This window comes from Georgenia subflava (assembly GCF_009193155.1).
Classification (GTDB): Bacteria; Actinomycetota; Actinomycetes; order Actinomycetales; family Actinomycetaceae; genus Georgenia; species Georgenia subflava.
The window spans coordinates 712,865-734,833 of the sequence record NZ_VUKD01000001.1 but is presented as its reverse complement, the minus strand read 5'-3'; the positions used below and the strand labels follow the sequence as shown (position 1 = coordinate 734,833).

General features: G+C 72.1%; 17 protein-coding genes and 3 tRNA genes. 16 read left to right on the top strand and 4 right to left on the bottom strand.

Annotated features, from left to right (window positions below):
* The first annotated feature begins 112 nt into the window (after positions 1–112).
* Positions 113–1,057, top strand: a complete 945-nt coding sequence (locus GD748_RS03370; RefSeq protein WP_152193756.1) for an alpha/beta hydrolase — start codon at positions 113–115, stop codon at positions 1,055–1,057.
* A 97-nt stretch (positions 1,058–1,154) separates the two neighbouring features.
* Positions 1,155–1,739, top strand: coding sequence for a sugar O-acetyltransferase (locus tag GD748_RS03365; protein ID WP_193312792.1), 585 nt, complete (start codon positions 1,155–1,157; stop codon positions 1,737–1,739).
* Positions 1,740–1,914: 175 nt separating this feature from the next.
* Here the strand turns inward: GD748_RS03365 and pgm are convergent, their stop codons facing one another.
* Positions 1,915–3,594, bottom strand: a complete 1,680-nt coding sequence (gene pgm, locus GD748_RS03360) for a phosphoglucomutase (alpha-D-glucose-1,6-bisphosphate-dependent) (RefSeq protein WP_152193755.1) — start codon at positions 3,592–3,594, stop codon at positions 1,915–1,917.
* A gap of 166 nt (positions 3,595–3,760) precedes the next feature.
* On the opposite strand from pgm, the gene GD748_RS03355 reads away from it, so the two are divergent.
* The 3 genes from GD748_RS03355 to GD748_RS03345 all read left to right on the top strand — a co-directional run bounded on the left by GD748_RS03355 (position 3,761) and on the right by GD748_RS03345 (position 5,961).
* The gene (locus GD748_RS03355) at positions 3,761–4,111 is read left to right on the top strand and encodes a rhodanese-like domain-containing protein (protein ID WP_152193754.1); all 351 of its coding nucleotides are present in this window, start codon (positions 3,761–3,763) and stop codon (positions 4,109–4,111) included.
* A 27-nt stretch (positions 4,112–4,138) separates the two neighbouring features.
* A complete protein-coding gene (locus GD748_RS03350) occupies positions 4,139–5,014 on the top strand; it encodes a DUF5926 family protein (RefSeq protein WP_152193753.1) in 876 nt (291 codons plus the stop codon).
* A gap of 122 nt (positions 5,015–5,136) precedes the next feature.
* Positions 5,137–5,961 (top strand): glycosyltransferase family 2 protein, encoded by an 825-nt coding sequence (locus GD748_RS03345; protein WP_226920703.1) that lies wholly within the window; start codon positions 5,137–5,139, stop codon positions 5,959–5,961.
* On the opposite strand, the gene GD748_RS03340 is transcribed toward GD748_RS03345, so the two are convergent.
* Positions 5,907–8,684, bottom strand: coding sequence for a hypothetical protein (locus GD748_RS03340; RefSeq protein ID WP_152193752.1), 2,778 nt, complete (start codon positions 8,682–8,684; stop codon positions 5,907–5,909). The two genes, GD748_RS03345 and GD748_RS03340, sit on opposite strands and share 55 nt — an antisense overlap.
* A 119-nt stretch (positions 8,685–8,803) precedes the next feature.
* On the opposite strand from GD748_RS03340, the gene pheA reads away from it, so the two are divergent.
* Positions 8,804–9,808: a prephenate dehydratase gene (pheA, locus tag GD748_RS03335; RefSeq protein WP_152193751.1), complete on the top strand. Its 1,005-nt coding sequence runs from the start codon at positions 8,804–8,806 to the stop codon at positions 9,806–9,808.
* Positions 9,809–9,970: 162 nt separating this feature from the next.
* Here the strand turns inward: pheA and GD748_RS03330 are convergent, their stop codons facing one another.
* On the bottom strand, positions 9,971–11,233 hold the full coding sequence (locus tag GD748_RS03330; RefSeq protein WP_152193750.1) for a diacylglycerol/lipid kinase family protein: 1,263 nt from the start codon (positions 11,231–11,233) through the stop codon (positions 9,971–9,973).
* Positions 11,234–11,336: 103 nt separating this feature from the next.
* On the opposite strand from GD748_RS03330, the gene serS reads away from it, so the two are divergent.
* The 5 genes from serS (at position 11,337) to GD748_RS03305 (ending at position 17,213) form a co-directional block, all read left to right on the top strand.
* Positions 11,337–12,605 carry a serine--tRNA ligase gene (gene serS / locus GD748_RS03325; protein ID WP_152193749.1) on the top strand — a complete coding sequence of 423 codons (1,269 nt, stop codon included), beginning with the start codon at positions 11,337–11,339 and terminating at the stop codon, positions 12,603–12,605.
* Complete coding sequence (locus GD748_RS03320; protein ID WP_152193748.1) at positions 12,602–13,483, top strand: HAD family hydrolase; 882 nt, start codon at positions 12,602–12,604, stop codon at positions 13,481–13,483. The genes serS and GD748_RS03320 overlap by 4 nt, the downstream gene beginning before the upstream one ends.
* Positions 13,484–13,803: 320 nt before the next feature.
* A complete protein-coding gene (locus GD748_RS03315; RefSeq protein WP_152193747.1) occupies positions 13,804–15,195 on the top strand; it encodes an ABC transporter substrate-binding protein in 1,392 nt (463 codons plus the stop codon).
* An 84-nt stretch (positions 15,196–15,279) separates the two neighbouring features.
* The gene (locus tag GD748_RS03310; RefSeq protein ID WP_152193746.1) at positions 15,280–16,266 is read left to right on the top strand and encodes a carbohydrate ABC transporter permease; all 987 of its coding nucleotides are present in this window, start codon (positions 15,280–15,282) and stop codon (positions 16,264–16,266) included.
* Positions 16,263–17,213 (top strand): carbohydrate ABC transporter permease, encoded by a 951-nt coding sequence (locus GD748_RS03305; RefSeq protein ID WP_152193745.1) that lies wholly within the window; start codon positions 16,263–16,265, stop codon positions 17,211–17,213. The genes GD748_RS03310 and GD748_RS03305 overlap by 4 nt, the downstream gene beginning before the upstream one ends.
* A gap of 146 nt (positions 17,214–17,359) precedes the next feature.
* Here GD748_RS03305 and GD748_RS03300 read toward each other — a convergent pair whose 3' ends face one another.
* Positions 17,360–18,328, bottom strand: coding sequence for an NAD(P)H-quinone oxidoreductase (locus GD748_RS03300; RefSeq protein WP_152193744.1), 969 nt, complete (start codon positions 18,326–18,328; stop codon positions 17,360–17,362).
* A gap of 214 nt (positions 18,329–18,542) precedes the next feature.
* Between GD748_RS03300 and GD748_RS03295 the strand changes: the two genes are divergently transcribed.
* The 5 genes from GD748_RS03295 to GD748_RS03275 all read left to right on the top strand — a co-directional run bounded on the left by GD748_RS03295 (position 18,543) and on the right by GD748_RS03275 (position 21,598).
* A tRNA-Ser gene (locus GD748_RS03295) sits at positions 18,543–18,627 on the top strand.
* 272 nt (positions 18,628–18,899) lie between these two features.
* Positions 18,900–20,411 carry a right-handed parallel beta-helix repeat-containing protein gene (locus GD748_RS03290; protein ID WP_152193743.1) on the top strand — a complete coding sequence of 504 codons (1,512 nt, stop codon included), beginning with the start codon at positions 18,900–18,902 and terminating at the stop codon, positions 20,409–20,411.
* Between the two features lie 77 nt (positions 20,412–20,488).
* A tRNA-Ser gene (locus tag GD748_RS03285) sits at positions 20,489–20,577 on the top strand.
* A gap of 105 nt (positions 20,578–20,682) precedes the next feature.
* On the top strand, positions 20,683–21,438 hold the full coding sequence (locus GD748_RS03280) for a DUF5995 family protein (protein ID WP_152193742.1): 756 nt from the start codon (positions 20,683–20,685) through the stop codon (positions 21,436–21,438).
* An 87-nt stretch (positions 21,439–21,525) separates the two neighbouring features.
* Positions 21,526–21,598: transfer RNA gene (locus GD748_RS03275), tRNA-Arg, on the top strand.
* Positions 21,599–21,969: the final 371 nt, after the last annotated feature.

The following is a 21,969-nucleotide window of genomic DNA, read 5'->3' as shown; positions in this document are numbered from 1 at the left end:
GGGTCGAGCCGGGCTCCAGCGTTCGGCCGAGCGCCCTCGAGGGAACCGGCCATGCCCGCTCGGTAACTATAGGAGTAGTGACAGCGAACTACGGTAGTAGTAGCGTTGTGTCATGGAGCGCGAGCGGCGCCCGCGAGGCGCAGAAGCTGGATCCGGTGCGAGAGCCGGGGAGCTGCCGCACCTCGACGGGGTCGAGCACCGCTTCGTCGACCTGCCGGGTCTGCGCATGCACGTCGCCCAGAGCGGCTCGGGCGAACCGCTGCTCCTCCTGCACGGGTTCCCGCAGCACTGGTGGGCGTGGCGCAAGGTCATCCCGGGCCTGGCCGCCCACTACCGCGTCATCTGTCCCGACCTCAGAGGTGCCGGCTGGACGGACGCCCCTGACCACGGGTACGAACGCGACCAGCTGATGGCCGACGTCGTCGGGCTGATCGACGAGCTCGGGCTCGACACGGTCCGTCTCGTGGGGCACGACGTGGGTGGCATCCTGGGCTTCCGCCTGTGCCTGGCTCATCCCGAGCGGATCCGGCAGTACGTGGCCGTGGCGGCTCCCCACCCGTACCCGAACCTGTCTCCCCGCATGCTGCTGTACATGTGGCGGCTGTGGCCCACGTTCGCCCTGGCCACGCCGAAGCTGGGGCCGCGGCTCCTCGGTTCAGGCAGACAGCGATTTCCCCGTCACCTCATGACCGCCGAGACCCCGGATCCGGACGTCTGGTCGGAGCAGGACCTCGACCTGTACGCCAGCAGGCTTCGCGACCCTGCTCGAGCCCGCGCGGCCGCAGCGCTGTACCGCGGCCTGGCCGTCGGTGAGAACCGCCGAGCCGCCGCCGGTGAGTACCGCGGCACTCGCCTCCGTACCCCCACCCTCGGCCTCTACGGGGTGGTCCTCTACGGCGGGGACGTAGAGGGTGGGAATCCGGGCGTCATCGGCGGTTACGAGGGCTACAGCGACGATTTCACCATGACGCGCATCCCTGGTGCCGGCTACTACATCCCGGAGGAGAAGCCGGAGGCCTTCCTCGCCCACACGCTCGAGTTCTTCGACGCGGCGTGACCTCGCCGCGGCGGGGCCCGAGCACCGGCGTGGGAACAGGCGGCCGTCCGGCCGGTGCGAGGGGCGTGGTGCCCACGGGTCTGGGTACCGTCGGAGAATGGCGGCGACGGAGAGTGACGACACCCGCACCATGCGCGAGCGGATGCTCGCCGGTGACCTCTACATCGCTGACGATCCCGAGCTGGGCGAGGCGAGCACGGCAGCTCTGGACCTCATGGACGCGTACAACGCGACGACCGTGCGCCAGGGTCCGCTCCGCCGTCGTCTCCTCGAGGAGCTGCTCGGCTCGATCGGCGAGGGGACCGAGATCCGCCCGCCCTTCTACGTGGACTACGGCTCGCAGATCACCATCGGGGCTCGCTGCTTCGCCAACTTCGGCCTCGTGGCGCTCGACGTCGCCCGGATCACCATCGGCGACGACGTCCAGCTCGGCCCGAACGTCCAGCTCCTCACGCCCACGCACCCCGTCGACCCGGAGCCGCGTCGCCAGAAGTGGGAGGCTGCGGAGCCCATCACGATCGGCGACAACGTCTGGCTCGGCGGCGGCGCGATCGTCTGCCCCGGTGTGACGATCGGCGAGAGCTCGGTGGTGGGTGCGGGCGCCGTCGTCACCAAGGACCTGCCGGCGAACGTGGTGGCGGTCGGCAACCCGGCTCGCGTGATCCGGCACCTCGACGACTGACCGGTCGCGTGGGGACGCGAGCCGTGAACGTCAGGCCGTCGACGGGCGGTGAGGACCCGTGCCTGCACCCGCTACGACGTGCGGGGCAGCGGCGACCTCGTCAACGTCGTCCTGGTGCCTACGTCGCCCGCTCCGTGCGGGGCCTGCGGCGACCTGGCCCCATCGTCCGGGGTGCCTACTCGCCCAGCGCCGCGTCGACGACCTGCTTCGCCTCGGCCTGCACCTGTGCCAGGTGCTCCTCGCCGCGGAAGGACTCGGCGTAGATCTTGTACACGTCCTCCGTCCCCGAGGGGCGGGCGGCGAACCAGGCGTTCTCGGTGGTGACCTTCAGGCCGCCGATGGCCTCGCCGTTGCCGGGCGCGTCGACGAGCCGGTCGGTGATCGGCTCGCCGGCGAGGTCGGTGGCTGCCACGTCGCTGGGCTGCAGCTTGCCGAGCTTGGTCTTCTGGGCCTTGGTGGCGGCGGCGTCGATGCGCGCGTAGGCGCTCGCGCCGTACCGCTCGACGAGCTCGCCGTGCAGCCGGCTGGGGGACTTCCCGGTCACCGCCAGGATCTCCGAGGCGAGGAGCGCCAGCAGGATGCCGTCCTTGTCGGTGGTCCACACCGTCCCGTCGGTCCGCAGGAAGGACGCCCCTGCCGACTCCTCGCCGCCGAAGCCGACGGAGCCGTCGATCAGGCCGGGCACGAAGTACTTGAAGCCCACCGGCACCTCGATCAGGGTGCGGCCGAGGCCCGCCGCGACGCGGTCGATGAGCGCCGAGGACACGAGGGTCTTGCCGATCGCGGCGCTCGCCGGCCAGTCCTTGCGGTGGCGGAAGAGGTAGTCGATCGCGACGGCGAGGTAGTGGTTCGGGTTCATCAGGCCGCCGTCGGGCGTGACGATGCCGTGCCGGTCGGAGTCGGCGTCGTTGCCTGTCGCGATGTCGTACGGCGCGGCCCCGCCGTCACCCTCCATCGTCCGGCGCAGCGAGGCCATCGCGGAGGGGGAGGAGCAGTCCATGCGGATCTTGCCGTCCCAGTCCAGCGTCATGAACGACCAGCGCGGGTCGACCTCGGGGTTCACCACCGTCAGGTCCAGGCCGTGCCGCTCGCCGACCGCCGCCCAGTACTCGACCGACGCCCCGCCGAGCGGGTCAGCCCCGATCCGTACCCCGGCGTCGCGGATCGCGTCCAGGTCCAGCACGTTGGCGAGGTCGTCGACGTAGGCGGTGAGGTAGTCGTTCCTGCGCGTGGTCTCGGCCGCGACCGCCCGCTCGAAGGGGACCCGCTCGACCTTCTCCCAGCCGGTCCGCAGGATCTCGTTCGCCCGGGCGGCGATCACCGACGTGGCGTCGGAGCCGGCCGGGCCGCCGTGCGGGGGGTTGTACTTGAAGCCGCCGTCGCGCGGAGGGTTGTGCGACGGCGTGACCACGATGCCGTCCGCCCGGCCCGGCCCCTCGGTCCGCACCCCGCCGGTGGTGCCCGCGCCGTTGGCGCGCAGGATCGCGTGCGAGACCGCCGGGGTGGGCGTGAAGGAGTCGCGGGCGTCGACGCGCACCTCGACCCCGGCCGCGGCCAGCACCTCGACGGCGGTGCGCCAGGCCGGCTCGGACAGGGCGTGGGTGTCCCGGCCGATGTAGAGGGGGCCGTCGATGCGCTGCGAGCGGCGGTACTCCACGATGGCAGCCGTCGTCGCGACGATGTGGGCCTCGTTGAACGCGCCGTCGAGGCTGGACCCGCGGTGGCCCGAGGTCCCGAACACCACCTGCTGGGCGGGGTCGTCGACGTCGGGGGTGCGGTCGTAGTAGGCGGAGAGGACCTGATCGACGTCGATGAGGTCCTCGGGCAGGGCGGTGGTGCCGGCGCGCTCGTGCATGCCCTGATCCTGCCACCGGCCGACGTTCCCGGCAGGCGAGATGAGATGCTCGTGGTTCCCGTCGCTGCTCGGTGTGCGCCGGGGGTCGAGCCGTTCGGCGGTGGCCCGCACCTGGTGGGCCGAGGGTGACGTGCACCGGTCCGGCGGCCCGCCTAGCCTGGGTCGTATGACACTCCCCGACGCCCCTGGCACCCCCGTGACCGTCGCAGACCTCGACCGTGAGAAGCCGGTCCCCGACGGTTACGTCCTGCTCGACGTGCGCGAGCAGGACGAGTGGGACGCCGGCCACGCGCCCGGGGCGGTGCACATCCCGATGGGCGACCTGCCCGAGCGCATCGACGACATCCCCGAGGGCGAGCTGCTCGTGGTCTGCCGGTCCGGCGGCCGGTCCGCCCGGTCGGTGGCCTGGCTCAACCAGGCGGGCTTCGACGCGTACAACCTCGAGGGCGGTATGAAGGACTGGCAGCAGGCAGGGCTGCCGCTCGAGTCCGTCGGCGGGACCCCCACCGTCGTCTGAGGGCCGCTGCCCGTACTCTTGGGCGCCATGGGTAAGAAGAGCCGCAAGCGTCAGTCCCGCCCCGAGGGCACCCCGAAGGTCAAGCGCCAGGAGGTGGCCTTCGTCGAGCGTCCCTTCGAGGGGCTGCCCGGCGAGACCGACCTCGTCGCGATGCGTGAGGTCGTCCCGGCCGCCACCGTCACGGTGCGTACCACCGCCGAGTACGGCGACCGCGAGGTCCAGCTCGTCACGCTGCTCCCGGACCTGCTGCCCGCGCTGCACCGCGAGGACGGCACCGTCCTGGTCGCGCTGCAGACGGGTATGCACACGGGCGACGCCTCCCGCGACGTCGCCGCCGCCCTGCTCGACGCCATCGAGCTCGAGCCCGGCTCCGCCCTCACCGCCGCCGAGCTGCCCGAGCCCGGACCCCGCCTGCAGGACGTCCTCGACCTCGAGGCGCCCTTCGAGGTCACCGTCCACGACAGCTTCGACTTCTGGCTCACCGACGAGGCGAAGCAGGACGGCGACGTCGCCGCCGCGCTCGAGCAGGCCAACGGCAACATCGTGCCCACGGTCAAGGTCGACGGCGTCGAGTCGGCGTACTGGTGCCGGATGGGCCGGGAGTTCCTGCGCTGGGCTCGCCCCGAGGACCAGGAGCTGGTGCTCGACGGCGTCGCCCGCCTGCATGCCGCCCGTGAGTCCGCCGTCGACGACGGCGCCAAGTTCGTCGGCGCCTTCCGCTCCTCCGGCATCCTCATCCCGGTGTGGGAGCTCGCCCCGGGCACGGAGGCCGAGGAGCTCACCGCTCCGGTGAAGGCGTTCGAGAAGAAGCTCGCGGCGGCGATCGCCCGCACCGAGCCGCTGAGCCCGGAGGAGCGCCGCGCCCGCGCCGGCATCGTCTCGCGCCAGGTCACGCTGCGCTGACCTGACGCGCGAACCCAGCATCTCTTCGAGCGGGGTGGCGTCGTTCCCGTACGTCATGGGCTGGTCAAGGGCCCGGGCGGGGCGGGTGCGCCGTTGGTCCGGATCGTGGATAGGCTTTACCCGTGAGGCAGGCAGCGAGGACCCAGCGGGTGGCAGTCGTCATCCCCGCGAAGGACGAGGCCGAGCGCATCGCCGCCACGGTCCGCGCCGCCCGGGCCATCCCGTACGTGGATCTCGTCCTCGTGGTCGACGACGGCTCCGAGGACGACACGCAGCATGCCGCCCGCGGCGCCGGCGCGGTCGTCGTGCGCCACTCCGTCAACCGGGGCAAGGCGTCCGCGATGGAGACGGGTGCGTCGGTGGTCGCCATGCGCGACGTCGAGGGCGCCCCGCCGCGGCTGCTTCTCTTCATCGACGCCGACCTCGGCGAGACTGCCGTGGCCACCGCCCCGCTGGTCCCGCCGGTGCTGGAGGAGCGGGCCGACTGCACGATCGCCGTGCTGCCTCCCCAGCCCGGTGCCGGAGGTCGCGGCATCGTCACCGGCCTCGCCCGTCGCGCCATCGTCCGGGCCACCGGGTGGAGCCCGACGCAGCCGTTGTCCGGGCAGCGCTGCCTGACCCGTGAGGCCTTCGACACCGCGACGCCGCTCTCGCGCGGCTGGGGGGTGGAGACCGGCATGACGATCGACCTGCTCGTCGCCGGGTTCACCGTCCAGGAGGTGCCCTGCGACCTGCGTCACCGGCCCTCGACGAACGACCTCGCGGGCCAGCTGCACCGGGGCGCCCAGTACCGCGACGTCGCGCTCGCGGTCAGCACCCGCAAGGTCCGCGGCGTGCGGGTGCCCGGCTCGCGTCGCGGCGACCGCCCCGCGAACCAGCGTCCCGGCCGGCCCTACCGGGCCTGGTCCACCCCGCCGGAGTCCCGGACGGCCGATCCCGCGGACTGACCGCCCGCCCCGCCGGCGTCACGGCCGGCCGGATCCGCGGACCGACCGGGTTCGCCGCCCTCTGGAGCGACAGTGCCTGTCGCCGGACCGACGGTGCCGGTCTCCGGACCGACCGCGTCCGTCTTCGGACCGTCCGCGCCGGCGTCCGGACCGTCCGCGCCGGTGTCCGGACCGTCCGCGCCGGTGTCCGGACCGACCGCGTCTGTTTCCGGAGCGCCCGCGCCACCCGCCGGAGTCATCGTCTGCGACGCGGCGCCGGCTGTCTGCGACAGCAGCCAGCCCGCCACCACGGCGACGAGCAGCGGCACGCTCAGCGCGATGCCGATCGCGGGGAGCACCACCCCCGAGTCGTTGACCGCGAACGCGATGGTGAAGGTCACCGCCAGCGCCACGAGCACCGGGCGGAGCATCACCCAGTCGCGGTCGATGCGCGAGCCGGGCCGGCCGACGAGCCAGCCGTAGCTGCCGCCGTCGGCGCTGCGCGCAGCGTTGCGCAGCGGTCGGGTGAGGAGGACGACGACGACGACGATCCCGCCGATGGCCAGGAAGGTCAGCGTGGAGCCGAAGAGGTTCTGCAGGTTCTGCGAGAGCTTGCGGCCGACGACGGCCCACAGCCCGCCGTCGAGCACGGTCTCGATGAAACGGCCGAGGTGGGAGCGCTCCGCGGGCGGGCGCAGCCAGTCGATCACCGAGAAGCTCACCGCCAGCACGGCCGTGACCCCGAGCACGACGACGATGCGGCGCCACGTCAGGCGTACCCCGAGCGCGAGGAGGGCGAGCACCAGGAAACCGGGGATCAGTGCCGGGGGGCCGCCGAAGTCGGCGCCGATCGTCGGCAGGCCGTCCAGCGCCACGGCGACGACGCCGATGACCAGCACCGCGGTGGCGGCTACGTACCGGCGGCTGCGGCGCACGAGCGGCTCGGCGACGCAGCCGGCGACGAGGATCGTCGAGGCCGCGAACAACGAGAAGGAGGAGTTGTTGAAGCCGTAGAACCGGCCGCCCACCTGCGGGGTGACGCCCATCAGCGACGAGAGCTGCAGCGTCGCGCCGGTGAGGACGTCCACCGCCAGCACCAGCGCGGTGAGGCCGGCGACCACCACGACCGGGGCGAGCAGGTGTCGGCGCCACGGCCCGAGCAGCGCCACGGCAGCGACGGCGGCGGCGACGAGGACAGTGGTTGCGTACAGCACGGTGCCCGGGCTCTCGGCCCGCCACCAGGGCAGGAGGTTGGCCAGGTAGGACGCTATCGGGATGGCCCCGACGGTGACGGAGACGGCCCGGATCGCCCGGAGCGCGGCCGCAGGACGGTGCGACCGGAGAGCCGTCGCGGCACGGGTGGCCGCCGGCGCGCTGTACCGGTCCAGCCGCGTCGCGGCGCGGTCGAGGAACTTGCGGTTCAGACCCAGGGTGACCACGCCGTACAGCAGCAGGTTCCCGAGGACGAGCGCGGAGTAGAACGGTCCCACGAGGGGCCTGATCTCCACCGAGTGGATCCCGACGTCGACCAGGTGGGCGACCCGGGCGGGGCCGGTGCGTCCGTCGTCGACGGTGCCGAGCGGGGCGCCGGCGAGCCCGGCCGGGGCGTCCACGCCGAGCATGCCGAGCACGGTCGGGGTGAGGTCGGTGGACTGGACCATCCCGGGCTGGCGGGTGGAGCGGGTGTTCAGCAGGGCGCCGTCGGCGGGCAGCTCCGGGTCGAGCGCCGGCCCCTCGGCCACGAGCAGCTGCATGAGCGACTGGGTGCCGGAGTCCGCGAGGGAGGCGACGACGACAGTCGCGTCGGGGGCGACCTGTTCGACGGCGTCCAGCACCGCCCCGACCCGCGCGTCGATGGCGGCCACCTGCTCGCTCCGCTCGGGGGAGCGCAGCAGCCACGCCTCGTCCGGCGGAGCGGTCGGGGTCTCGGCCGGGTCCGGCTCGGGCGGGACGTCCGTGTCCGGGGTCGCCCGGCCGACGTCGACGAGCGGGCGGTTGCGGTCGCGGATGCTGCCGACGTCGACCACCGCGAGGGCGTGCCCGGGCAGCACCTCCGCGACCTGCTCGTTCAGCCGGGCGGAGCTGGTGGCGGCGAACGTGTGGTCGCCGGCGACGACGCCCGCGCCGGTCGACAGCGCGATCGCGGCGCCCGGGCCGACCGCGACGGAGGGCACGTCCTGCTCGGTCAGCAGGTCGCCCAGCATGCCCGGGCTGGCGTCGTAGGCGTCGGCGGCGGCGGCATCGAGGTAGTCCGGCCAGCCGGGCACCGCCCCGTCCGCGGCCGGGTTGCCGAGCTCGCGGCAGGTGCCGTACTCCTCCATCGGCACGTCCGCGGAGCGCCGCCCGGCGGAGAGCGCGAGCCAGCCGTCCGCGGGGCAGGTGCTCGAGCGCACGGAACGCACGACCATGTTCGCGGCCGCCCCGGACTCGGCCAGCCTCCACAGGTTCGGCGTCGCCAGCGCGGTGAGGTCCTCCCAGCGCAGGCCGGTGGTGCCGATGACGACCAGGGGTGCGTCGACGTCGGCGACGATTGCCTCGGCGGCGGGCTCGGTGCCCGCCTCCTCGGCGGCGGTCACGGTTCCGCCGGCCCGCGCGGAGGTCGCGGTGCTCGCCTGTCCGGCGGGGTGTCTCTCGGTGGCGCCCGCGGGCAGCATCGGCAGGACGAACGGGAGCAGCATCCCCAGGGCGATGATCGCGGCGACGACCAGGACGACCCGTCGCTGCCTCTGCCGCCTGGTGCTCACCTTCGCAGCCTACGTGGGGTGCGTGCGGCGACGCAGGGGCTGCCACGGAGCGGCCGGGCAGCAACGACACGATGACGCGCGGCTAGGCTCGGCCGGAAGCCGTCACCCAGGAGGAACCGATGACCGAAGCCGGCGAGCGTCCGAGCAGCAGCTCCGGCGGGGCGACGCGTGCCCGCTACGCCTACCTGGGCCCGGAGGGCACCTTCACCCAGGCGGCGCTGCTGCAGGTCACCGGCGAGGACGAGTCGGACCTGGTGCCCTGCCCGGACGTCGTGACCGCGCTGGAGCTGGTGCGCCGGGGTGAGGCCGACTTCGCCGTCGTGCCGATCGAGAACTCGGTGGAGGGCGGCGTCAACGTCACCCTGGACACCTTGTCCACCGGTGAGCCGCTGGTCATCGTCGCCGAGATGCTCGTCCCGGTCACCTTCACGCTGTGCGCCCGACCCGGGACGACGCTGGACCAGGTCTCCCGGATCTCCACGCACCCGCACGCCTGGGCGCAGTGCCGCGGGTGGATCTCCGAGCACCTCGACGGGGCCGTCCACGTCCCGGCGACGTCGACCGCGGCGGCCGCCGCGCTGCTCGCCTCCCCGGAGCCGAACCCGGGCTTCGACGCGGCGCTCTGCTCGGACCTCTCGGCCCGCAAGTACGGGCTGGAGGTGCTCGCGAGCGGCGTGGCCGACAACCCGCACGCGGTGACCCGGTTCATCCTCGTGGCCGGTCCCGGACCCCTGCCCGAACCGACCGGGGCGGACAAGACCACGCTCATGGTGCACCTGCCGGACAACGAGGCCGGGGCGCTGCTGAACATGCTCGAGCAGTTCGCCGCCCGCGGCGTGAACCTCTCCCGCATCGAGTCCCGGCCCATCGGCGACTCGCTCGGCCGGTACTCGTTCTCCATCGACGCCGAGGGGCACGTGAGCGAGGAACGGCTGCAGGCAACGTTGATGGGCCTGCACCGGGTGTGCCCGACCGTGCGCTTCCTCGGCTCCTACCCCCGCGCGGACGCCCGCCGCCCGTACCTGCGCCCGGGCACGTTCGACGCCGACTTCCGGGCTGCGCGCGCCTGGGTGGCGTCCCTGCTGGAGCCCTCCACGAGCGACGTCGCCGCGCTGGAGGGCTAACCCGCTACGTCGCTGCGCTCGCAGGCGAGCGCGCTACGACGACTTCCCTGCCGAAATGGTCGCTGGAGCGACCACTTCGGCAGGGAAGTTGCTCCGCGCGCGGGTGGACTAGCGGCCTACGCCGTGCGAAGAAGTTGCTCCGCGCGCGGGTGGACCGGCGGCCTACGCCGTGCGAACCGTCAGCCCGCCCTTCTCGACCCGGGCGTGGATCGTCGTCGCGTAGCCGACGAGGTCGCCGTCGACCTGGACGTGCTCGGGCTCGTCGCACCGCACCACGACCGAGCGCGCCCGGCGGAACTCGATCGTGCCCGTCGAGTACGGCATGAGGTCCTTGCGGATCCCCAGCCCCTGGAGCGTGACCTTGCGCAGCAGGTCGGCCCAGCCGATCACACCGCCGCGGGTGTCGATGGCGGCGATGTCGAGCCAGCCGTCGTCGAGCTGGGCGTCCGGGAAGAGGACGACGCCGCCGGGCAGCCGGCCGCAGTTGGCGAACAGGATGGTCCGCGCGGTCACCGGGTCGTCGCCGGTGGACTCGCCCATCTCCACCCTCGCGTGGATCTTGCGGCCGGCCAGGTTCCGCACGCCCGCGACGAAGTACGCGATCCAGCCGAGCTTGGCCTTGAGCTCGTCGTCCGCGCCGGAGACCATGGCGGCGTCGAAGCCCAGACCACCGATGACGAGGAAGACGTGCTCCTTGTCCGGGTCGTCCGGCGTCGGGATCGCGCCGGCGTCGTCGGGGATGTCGACGCCCTCCGCGCCGGAGGTCGGGATCGCGGAGTCGAGCTCGGGCCCCTCGGCGGCCTCGCCAGAGTCGGTGCGCTCCGCCGACTTCGCCGTCGAGGCGTCCGACCGGCCGCGCACCTTCTCCTCGTCCGCGGGGGAGAGCGGCTCGGTGCGCAGCCAGCCGAGGTCCATGGCCCGGTTGCGCCCGGTCAGCGCCGTGGTGACCATGTCGCGCTGGCTGCCCAGCGGCAGCTCGAGGTTCCGGGCGAGCAGGTTCCCGGTGCCCAGGGGCACGAGACCCATCGGTACCCCGGAGCCCGCCAGCGCCTCGGCCACCGCGCGCACGGTCCCGTCACCGCCGGCGGCGACGACGACGGAGGCGCCGCGGCGGAGCGCCTCCTGCGCCTGACCGAGGCCGGGGTCGTCGACGGTGGTTTCGTACCAGAGCGGCTCGGGCAGCCCGACCTCGGCCGCCGTCCGGGTGAACGTCTCGCGCAGCGCCTCGCCGTCGGAGATCTTCGACGGGTTGAGGATGACGGCCGGGGGCCCGCTCGGCCGCGTGTCGTCGTGGCGGGTGTCCGGGTCGTCCTCGGAGAACGACGGGGTGCGGTTCTTGATCGCCCGCCACGCCATCACCCCGATGACGACGGCGGTGAGCGCCAGCACGAGGGCGGCGAGCGCCACCCACTGTTCCCAGGTCATGAGCGCACGCTATAGCGGCGGGACGCCAGCCGCCCGGCCTGAGCCGCTCGCCAGACGCCCGGCTACGACCGGGCGCGACGCGGCGCCCATTAGGCTCGGGAGCATGATCGACCTTCGTGCCCTGCGTGAGGACCCCGAGAAGGTCCGCGCCAGCCAGCGCGCCCGCCGCGCTGACGAGTCCCTCGTGGACGCCCTGCTCGACGCCGACGCCCGGCGCCGCGCCACCCTCGCCACGTTCGAGGAGCTGCGCGCCGAGCAGAAGCAGGTCTCCCGCTCCGTGGGCAAGGCGACGCCGGAGGAGCGCCCCGGCGTGCTGGCCCGCGCCAAGGAGCTCGCCGAGGGCGTCAAGGCCGCGGAGGCCGAGTCGAACGAGGCGGCGGCAGCCCTCGACGAGCTGCTCTACCAGGTGCCCAACGTCGTGGCCGACGGCGTCCCCGCCGGCGGCGAGGACGACTACGTGGTGCTGCGTCACGAGGGCACCGTGCGCGACTTCGCCGCCGAGGGCTTCACGCCCAAGGACCACCTCGACCTCGGCGAGGGCCTGAGGGCGATCGACACCAAGCGCGGCACCAAGGTCTCCGGCGCCCGCTTCTACTACCTCACCGGCATCGGGGCACGGCTGGAGCTCGCCCTGCTCAACGCCGCGATCGACCAGGGCCTGGCCAACGGCTTCACCCCGATGATCACCCCGACGCTCGTCAGCCCCCAGACGATGGCCGGCACGGGCTTCCTCGGCGCGCACGCCGACGAGGTCTACCACCTGGCCACCGACGACCTGTACCTCACCGGCACCTCCGAGGTCGCACTCGCCGGCTACCACGCCGACGAGATCCTCGACCTCGCCGACGGCCCGCTGCGCTACGCCGGCTGGTCCACCTGCTACCGCCGCGAGGCCGGGTCCTACGGCAAGGACACCCGCGGCATCATCCGGGTCCACCAGTTCAACAAGGTCGAGATGTTCTCCTACGTGCCGGTCGAGGAGGCCGAGGCGGAGCACGCCCGGCTGCTCGCCTGGGAGGAGGAGATGCTCGCGAAGGTCGAGCTGCCCTATCGGGTCATCGACACCGCGGCCGGGGACCTCGGCTCCTCCGCGGCGCGCAAGTTCGACTGCGAGGCTTGGCTGCCCACCCAGGAGCGCTGGATGGAGGTGACCTCCACCTCGAACTGCACCACGTTCCAGGCCCGCCGCCTGGGCATCCGCGAGCGCGGCGAGTCCGGCACGCGCCCGGTCGCCACGCTCAACGGCACCCTCGCGACCACCCGGTGGATCGTGGCGATCCTGGAGAACCACCAGCTGCCCGACGGCTCGGTCCGCGTGCCCGAGGGCCTGCGCGGCTACCTCGGCGGCCTGGAGGTCATCGAGCCCGCATGACGGGGACCAACGGCGTCCTGCCGGTGACCGAGCGAGCCGCCCGCTGGCGCGAGCTCGTTCCCGACTCCGTCCCCGTCGCGGGTCCGGACCTGCTCGTGGCGCTGGACATCGACGGGACCCTGCTGACGCACGACGGCGAGATGAGCGCCGAGGTCGTCTCCGCCGTCGCCGACCTGCGTGACATCGGCGCCAAGGTGGTCCTGGCCACCGGGCGCTCGGTGCAGGCCGTGACGCCGGTGGCCGCACGGCTGGGGCTCACCGAGGGGTACGCGGTGTGCTCCAACGGCGCGGTGTGCGTGCGGCTGGACGCCTCGCTCGACGCCGGCTACGAGCTGACCGACGTCATCACCTTCGACCCGGGCCCCGCGCTGCGGCTCCTGCGCCAGGAGCTGCCCGAGGGACTCTTCGCCGTCGAGGACCTGGGGCGTGGCTACAAGGTCACCGCGCCGTTCCCGATGGGCGAGCTCACCGGCGAGGTCCAGGTGGTCGACTTCGAGGAGCTTCTCGCCGCCCCGGCCACCCGTGTGACGCTGCGCGCCCCGCACCTGGACGCCGCGGACTTCGACGCGCTCGTGGACCGGATCGGGCTGCACGGCGTCAGCTACGCCGTCGGGTGGACGGCCTGGCTCGACATCTCGCCCGAGGGCGTCACGAAGGCCTCGGCGCTGGAGACGCTGCGCGGGCGCATGGACGTCGCCACGGGGTCAACGGTGGCCATGGGCGACGGCGGCAACGACCTGGAGATGCTCGGCTGGGCCGCGCACGGGGTCGCCATGGGCAACGCCGGCGAGCACGTGCGCGCGGTCGCCGACGCCGTCACCGGAGACGTCCTCGACGACGGCGCCGCCGTCGTGCTGCGCGCCCTGCTCGCCCGCTGAGCGACCGGCTGGCGACCAGCTCGCCAGCTGAGCCGCTCACCCGGCGTCCAGGTCCCCCCGCTGGCCGCCCCTACCGACAGCTCGTCACCCGAGCCGCAGTCCCGGGGCCAAGTCGGCCCGACGGTCGGCCCCGCACTACCAAGCTCCCGAGGGCCCGCACGCGGGACCAGAGGCACCGTGCGGGCGTCGCCGCCGCCAGGTGTTGTCGGATCGTTACCACGATCGGGCCTCATTATGTTGAAACTCACATCCGTTACGGCTTGAGTGGGCTTGGGAGCGCTTCCGCGCTCGTGGTAGAGGCGACGAGGAGAACCGTTGTGATGAGATCGACGACGAGACGGCGCACGGTCGCGAGCCTGGCCGGTGCCGCGGCGCTGGCCCTGACACTGGCCGCGTGCGGCGGTGCGGACGACCTGGGTGGCGGCGGAGGCGGCGGCGGTGACGGTGGGGACGACGCCACCGGCGCCAGCGAGGACTGCGCGGCATTCGAGGAGTACGGCTCCTTCGACGGGGAGAGCGTCTCCCTCTTCTCCTCGATCCGCGAGACCGAGGCCGACCAGCTGCAGGACACCTTCGCCCAGTTCACCGAGTGCACGGGCATCGAGGTCGTCCACAACGGGTCGGGCGAGTTCGAGCAGCAGCTCGTGGTGCAGGCCGAGGGTGGCAACGCCCCCGACCTGGCGATCATCCCGCAGCCCGGCCTGCTCACCCGCATGGTCAACGACGGCCACGTGAAGCCGGCGACCGAGGCGGTCGAGGCGAACGTGGACGAGGGCTGGACCGAGGAGTGGAAGACGTACGGAACTGTCGACGGCGAGTTCTACGCCGCCCCGCTCATGGCGTCGGTGAAGTCCTTCGTCTGGTACTCCCCGAGCCTGTTCGAGGAGAACGGCTACGAGGTCCCCGCCACCTGGGACGCCCTCATGGAGCTGACCGAGACCATCGCCGCGGACCACGGCTCCGACACGGTCAAGCCCTGGTGCGCCGGCATCGAGTCCGGCGGGGCGACGGGCTGGCCCGCGACCGACTTCATCGAGGACATGGTCCTGCGCTCGGCCGGGCCGGACGTCTACGACCAGTGGGTGGCGCACGAGATCCCGTTCAACGACCCGCAGATCGTCGAGGCCGTCGACATGGCCGGCGCGATCCTGAAGAACGACGAGTACGTCAACGGCGGCTTCGGCGACTCCCGCACCATCGCCACGACCTCGTTCAACGACGGCGGTCTGCCGATCCTCGACGGCGAGTGCTTCATGTACCGCATGGCCTCCTTCTACGAGGCGCAGTGGCCCGAGGGCACCGACGTCAGTCCCGAGGGTGACGTGTTCGCCTTCTACCTGCCGGGCACGACCGAGGACGAGTCCCCGCTCCTCACGGCCGGCGAGTTCGTCGCCCGGTTCAACGACGGCGAGGCCATCGAGGCCGTCCAGGCGTTCATGTCCTCGGCCGAGTGGGCGAACACCCGCGTCGAGATCGGCGGCGTGACCTCTGCGAACAAGGGCGTCGACCCGGAGCTCGCGTCCTCGGACGTGCTGCGCCTGGCGATCGACCTGCTGCAGGACGAGAGCACGGTGGCTCGCTTCGACGGGTCGGACATGATGCCGTCCGCGGTGGGCGCCGGTTCCTTCTGGTCCGGGATGGTCTCCTGGATCGACGGCGCCGACACCCAGACCGTGCTGGACGAGATCGAGGCCAGCTGGCCCGCGGGCTGACCGTCTGACACTGCGGGGGAGTGGCCGTCACGGCCGCTCCCCCGCGCTGTCGGTCCAGCTCTTCACCGGTGAAGGGGTGCTCGGATGGATTTCTTCCTCTATTCCAAGATGGGCCAGATGCTGCTGGCCGTCATTGTCTTCGCCGCGGTCGTGGCGGGCCTGCTGCTCGTCGCCCGGCTGGCGGACCGGCTCGCGGGACGCTCGCGGATGTTCTGGGCGCTGGTGGTCTTCGCCGGCCCCGCCCTGCTGCTCCTCGGCGTCGGGCTGATCTACCCGGCGATCCGCACGATCATCATGTCGTTCATGAACCGCAACTCCACGGAGTTCGTGGGGCTGGCGAACTACGAGTGGCTGTTCTCCAACGAGGACTCGCTGCAGGCCTTCATCAACACGTTCTGGTGGGTCGTACTCGTGCCGTTGGTCTCCACGACGGTGGGGCTGCTCTACGCGATCCTCGTCGACGGCAAGCGCTTCGAGAAGGTGGCGAAGTCGCTGCTGTTCATGCCGATGGCGATCTCCTTCGTCGGCGCGGGCATCATCTGGAAGTTCGTCTACGACTACCGCGGCGCCGCGCAGGACCAGATCGGGCTGCTCAACGCGGTCCTCACGACGATCGGGATCGAGCCCGTGCGGTTCCTCCAGGACGGACCCTGGAACACGTTCTTCCTCATCTTCGTCATGATCTGGATCCAGGCCGGTTTCGCCATGGTGCTCCTCTCCGCGGCGATCAAGGCGATCCCGACCGACATCGTCGAGGCCGCGCGGCTCGACGGCGTGAACCCGTGGCAGATGTTCGCCCGCATCACGGTGCCGTCGATCCGCCCGACCCTCGTGGTGGTCGTCTCGACGATCTCGATCGCCACGCTGAAGATCTTCGACATCCCGCGCACCATGACCGGCGGCCGGTTCGGCACCCAGGTGCTGGCGAACGCCATGTACGACCAGTCGTTCACGTTCGGCAACAACGGCTACGGCTCGGCCCTCGCGACGGCCATCTTCGTGCTCGTCATACCGATCGTGATCTACAACGTCCGGCAGATGCTGAAGAACAGGGAGGTGCGTGGGGCATGAGCGTCGCACCGGCCAACCCGGCCGTCACCGAACGAGGCAGGTCCGACACGCTGCCCGACCCGATGTCGACGCGCCCGGGCGCCGCCACCCGGGCGAAGTCCATGCTCACCAGCCGCCTCGCCTCCGGGGCCGCCATCGTCATCGCGATCCTGTGGACCGTGCCGACGGTCGGCCTCCTCGTCACCTCCGTGCGGCCGGAGGGGGAGATCCGCACCTCCGGCTGGTGGACCTTCTTCACCGAACCGAACTTCACCCTGGACAACTACCGGGAGGTGCTGTTCGGTCGGGCCTCGTCGGGCGACCTCGCCAGCTTCTTCCTCAACTCCCTGACCATCACGATCCCGGCGACGACCATCCCGCTCGTCCTGGCGGTCATGGCTGCCTACGCCTTCTCGGTGCTGCAGTGGCGCGGACGCGACACGGTGTTCGTCGTCGTCTTCGCCCTGCAGATCGTCCCGCTGCAGATGGCTCTGATCCCGTTGCTCCGGCTGTTCTCCGGGACCGCCGCCGCCGAGGCGTTCCCGTTCCTGGCGATCTGGGTGGCTCACTCGGTGTTCGCCCTGCCGCTCGCGATCTTCCTGCTGCACAACTTCATGGCGGAGATCCCGCGCGAGCTCATCGAGGCCGCGCGGGTCGACGGCGCGGGCCACGTCACCGTGTTCGTGCGGGTGATGATGCCGCTGCTGGTGCCGGCGATCGCGAGCTTCGCGATCTTCCAGTTCCTGTGGGTGTGGAACGACCTGCTCGTCGGGCTGACGTTCTCCGGCGGCAACAACCGGATCCAGCCGCTGACCGCACGGCTCGCCGAGATGGCCGGTTCACGAGGGCAGGACTACCACCTGCTCACCTCGGGTGCGTTCGTCTCGATCATCGTGCCGCTGATCGTGTTCATGGCTCTGCAGAAGTACTTCGTCCGCGGACTCCTCGCCGGGTCGGTCAAGGGCTGAGGTCGAGACGCCGGCCTCGGCTGCACCCAGGGCCTGGACCGCACAACAGGGAAGATCACCCTCTCCCACCCGTGGGAGTGGGTGATCTTCTTCGTTGTCGTCTCAGCCCTGTCCCGACCGATCGGGTCACAGCCGTACGGCCGATCTCAGGGGACCAGCAGCAGCTTTCCGAAGACCTCGCCGGAGTCCATGAGCTCGTGGGCGCGCGCGGCCTCGGCCAGCGGCAGCCGGTCGTGGACGACGGCGCGCAGCCGGCCGTCGTCGAGCATGGGCCAGGCCCGCTCCAGCACGTCGGCGACGATGGCGGCCTTCTCCTCGAGCGGGCGCGCCCGCAGGGTCGCGGCGTGCACGCTCGCCCGCCTGGTCAGCAGGCGGCCGAGGTCGAGCTCGCCCTTGCGGCCCTTCTGGGTGCCGATGACGACGAGGCGGCCACCGGTGGCCAGCATCCGCACGTTGTCCTCGAGACCGCCGGCGCCGAGAACGTCGAGGATGACGTCCACCCCACGTCCCTTGGTGGCCTCCTCGACGGCGGCGACGACGTCGTCGGACCGGTGGTCGATGGCGACGTCGGCCCCCAGCTCGCGGCAGCGTGCCGCGCGCTCCGCTCCGCCGGCCGTGGTCAGCACCCTGGCGCCGACGGCGACGGCGAGCTGGACGGCGATGGAGCCCACCCCGCCGGAGCCGCCCTGGATCAGGACCGTCTCGCCCGTGCGGAGCCCCCCAGTCCCCACGAGGTTCGCCCAGGCCGTGCACACCGCCTCGGGCAGGGCGGCCGCGTCGATCAGGTCCAGACCGGCGGGGACGGGCAGGAGCTGACCGGCCGGCACGGCGACGAGCTCGGCGTACCCACCGCCCGTCAGGAGCGCGCAGACCTCCTGGCCGATCTGCCAGCCCGTGACGGCGGCGCCGAGGGCGACGACCGTGCCGGAGACCTCCAGGCCGATGACGTCGCTCGCGCCGGGTGGCGGCGGGTAGTGCCCTGCCCGCTGGAGCAGGTCGGCCCGGTTGACCCCGGCCGCGGCGACGCGCACGAGGACCTCGCCCTCCGCGGGCTCCGGGTCCGGCACGGTGTCGAGGACGAGGTCGTTGCTGTCGGTGACGGTGATGACACGCATGGGCCCATCCTCGCGCACGAGACCGAGGTCGCCAGGTGGCCGACCCAGGCTGCGCCACCAGGTGGCCGACCCAGGCTGCGCCGGGCCCGGCCGCTGCTCGCCTAGACTGGTGGGCGCCGGTCCGGCCGACCGGCGCAGCACGTGCCCGAAGGGTTCGTACCGATATCCGGTACGAACCCTTCGGACAGAGTGTGCGCCCCGGTCGCCGCGGCAGGGAGGGCTGACAGAGCGGCCGAATGTGACGGTCTTGAAAACCGTTGTGGGGCAACCCACCAAGGGTTCGAATCCCTTGCCCTCCGCCCAACCTTCATTGAATTCCCGCCGATTCTGGCTCACGCGCGGCGAGCGCTCTGAGGCGCCGGACAAGGCGATTGGTGCAGAAATGGCGCACCCAGCGACGAATGCGCCCCGCCCTGCCGGAGCAGGACGGGTGAAGGCCGTTGTGCGACAACCCACCAAGGGTCGATTCCATTGCCCTCCGCCAGCGCGATCCCGAGGTGCAGGCGTGCACACCGACCGGTTCACTGGCAGCAGGGCACGAGGGAGTGCCTGCTGACGACGGGGGCCTTCCATGAGGTGTGCGACGGCGCGGGCGCAGGTGCTGGTCGGCGTCGCCGCCGCTGCCCTGGTGCTCGCCGGCTGTACCGACGACGGCAGCGACAGCCCGACGCCGGCACCGACCGAGAGCCCGACACCCGCACCGACCGCCTCGGCGGCGCCGAGCTCCGGTGACTGGTCCGCGCCCGGTCTGGTCGACCGCGCGGGCAGTCCCGTGGAGGTGCCGGTGCCGGAGCCGGCAACCGGGGAGTCGCTGGACGTCACGGACTTCGGCGCCGACCCGGAGCCGGACTCCGGCGATGACGCCGCCGCGATCCGCGACGCCATCGCCGCGGCCGAGGAGGGCGACGAGGTGGTGCTCCCCGCCGGCACCTACGACCTGCGCTCCACCGACGAGGACGACGAGGACGCGAACATCGTCCTGCGCAGCGGCGTGGACCTGCGCGGCGCCGGGGCTGACGAGACGATCCTCCGCACCTCGTTCGACGGCGAGGACGACAGCCGGGTCGTGCGCGGCCGGGCGGTCGAGGACGTCATCGTCGCCGACCTCACCATCACCTCCACCTACGACGGGCCGCTCGGGGAGGACCCGGACGACGACGACGCCGGCGGCGGACCCATGTTCGGGATCCACCTCGGTGCCCGGGACGGTCAGGGCAGTGCACGCGTGCTGATCGACGGCGTGCACGTCGAGCGATTCCAGCGGCACGGCATCTCGCTGAAGTCCAGCCGGGAGGTCACGATCACCGGCTGTCGGCTCGCGGACGCCACGAGCGTCGGGGCGGGCGGCTCCGGCTACGGGATCGCCGTCGAGGGGCAGGCGGACGAGCGTCTCTACGACGAGGACGACGACTCGCGCCACAACGTCGTCGTCGACAACACCTTCGACGGCGAGCACCTGCGGCACGCGATCCTCCTGCAGTTCCCCACCCACAACAACCTGGTGGCCGACAACGAGATCGACGGGAGCATCCTCGACGCGATCGACCTGCACGGTGAGGGCGAATACCTGAACGAGGTCCGCGGCAACACGGTGCGCGACGGCGAGCGGGCGGGGATCGCGCTGGGGAACTCGGGCGGCGAGAACAACAAGCACGACGCCACCGGCCCCGGCAACTGGGTGCACGAGAACGTCCTGGAGGGGAACCGGCAGGGGATCCTCGTCATCCTCGGGACACCGGACACGCTGGTCGAGAACAACGACATCACCGGCGGTGACGGCGCCGAGGTGGGCATCGAGCTGCGGAACGCGCCGGGCACCGTGGTTCGTGGCAACACGATCACCGACGCCGATGCCGAGGACTTCTGGGCCATCCGGCTGACGGAGGACGACGGCGCCGACGGTCGCGGCGTCGGCGTCCCGGAGGACGTCCGGATCGTCGGTAACACGATCATTGACAGTGCGAACGGCATCCGGGTCGACGCCGGCGAGGAGATCGAGATGGGCGAGAACGTGCTCCGTCGGATCGACGGCACGGAGGTGCGCGTGGCGGACCGGGCGGAGGTGTCCGGGCCGGACGCGTGACCGGCTCGCGGGAGTCAGCGTGCGGGTCCGGTGGTTTTGGTCGCGGCCGGTGCTCCCGCTACGCTGTCCGGTGACCGGGAGACGTCGCATAGTCTGGTCTAGTGCGCATCCCTGCTAAGGATGTGACGGGGTAACCCGTCCGTGGGTTCAAATCCCACCGTCTCCGCCGTGTGACGTCGCAAGACGTCGCGGACAGCCCGAACCCTCAGCCTGGGGTTCGGGCTTCGTCGTTCCCGACCGGCGCAGTCCTCGGCGCCCGTATCGTCCGGCCATGAGCTGGTTGAGGCGAGTGGTGCGCGCGATCGAGTCCCAGCTGCGGCGTCGTCGGCCCGAGCCGCTGCCGCCGGGTCAGCCGCCCACCGTCGCGGCCGTCGTCGAACGGTTGCGCGCGGTCCAGGCCGAGGGGGAGCCGGGCGACGGCGTCGCGGCCTTCAACGGGATGTACCTGCGCGTCACCGAGCTGGTGGGGAGCCGGATCGCCGAGGGAGCGTTCGTGAACCGGGAGTTCATGACCCGGCTCGACATCGTCTTCGCCACGCTCTACCTCGACCAGCTCACGGCTGCCCCGGACTCGGTGGCCCGTGCGTGGGCCCCGGTGTTCGAGCGGCGCAGCCACCGTTGCGAGCCGATCCAGTTCGCCCTGGCCGGGATGAACGCCCACATCAACCACGACCTGCCAGTCGCGCTCGTCCGGACGTGCCGCCAGCTCGGGCTCACGCTCGACCGGCCCGGCGTCCAGCAGGACTACGACGCGGTCTCCGCCATCCTCGCCGAGGTGCACGAGGAGGTGCGGCAGTCGTTCCTGCGGGGCGTGGCCCTCGACGTCGACCGCAGCCTCGCGCCGGTGGTGAGCCTCGTCGGCAACTGGAGCATCGCCCGCGCGCGGGACGCCGCGTGGGTCAACGCCGGCGTGCTCTGGCAGATCGACGGCATCCCGCACCTGCGCAAGGAGTTCCTGGACACGCTCGGCGGCTCCGTCGGGATGGTCGGCCGGTACCTGCTCACGCCGGTCGCCGAGCTCGTCTGAGTCGATGCGCGTGACCACCCTCACGGCGGGCGCGATTGGATCGTGCGGCAGCGGCGCGATAGCATCGACCCCGGCCCAAGCGGCCACGCGCCCGTAGCTCAATGGATAGAGCATCTGACTACGGATCAGAAGGTTGGGGGTTCGAGTCCCTCCGGGCGCACAGGAACAGCGCAACGACTCCCCTCTCTGGGCGGGCCGGCGCGGTCCTTGTCTGCCGGGCGATGGTCCGGAGGGCCGCCCGGAACGCAGTGACCGGCCGTCGCCGAAGGCGTGGCGTCTCACTCCTGGGGTGGTCTCCGCCACCGGGCCGCAGCGAAGCCTGAGCCGGCGCCCGGCGTGATCTTTCCTGCATGCGCGACCGATGATCGGCGCCAGGTGCTTGCCGATCTGACTGATGTGGACGTCCTGAGCGACCGGGACGTCCCGCACGTCGGTTCGCCCAGTCCCGCCCGGTCCTCGCGGGCCCGGGCAGCGATGGACACGAATGCCTAGCCGGAGAGACCCATGGCCCCGTCACCACGAGCCGCGCGA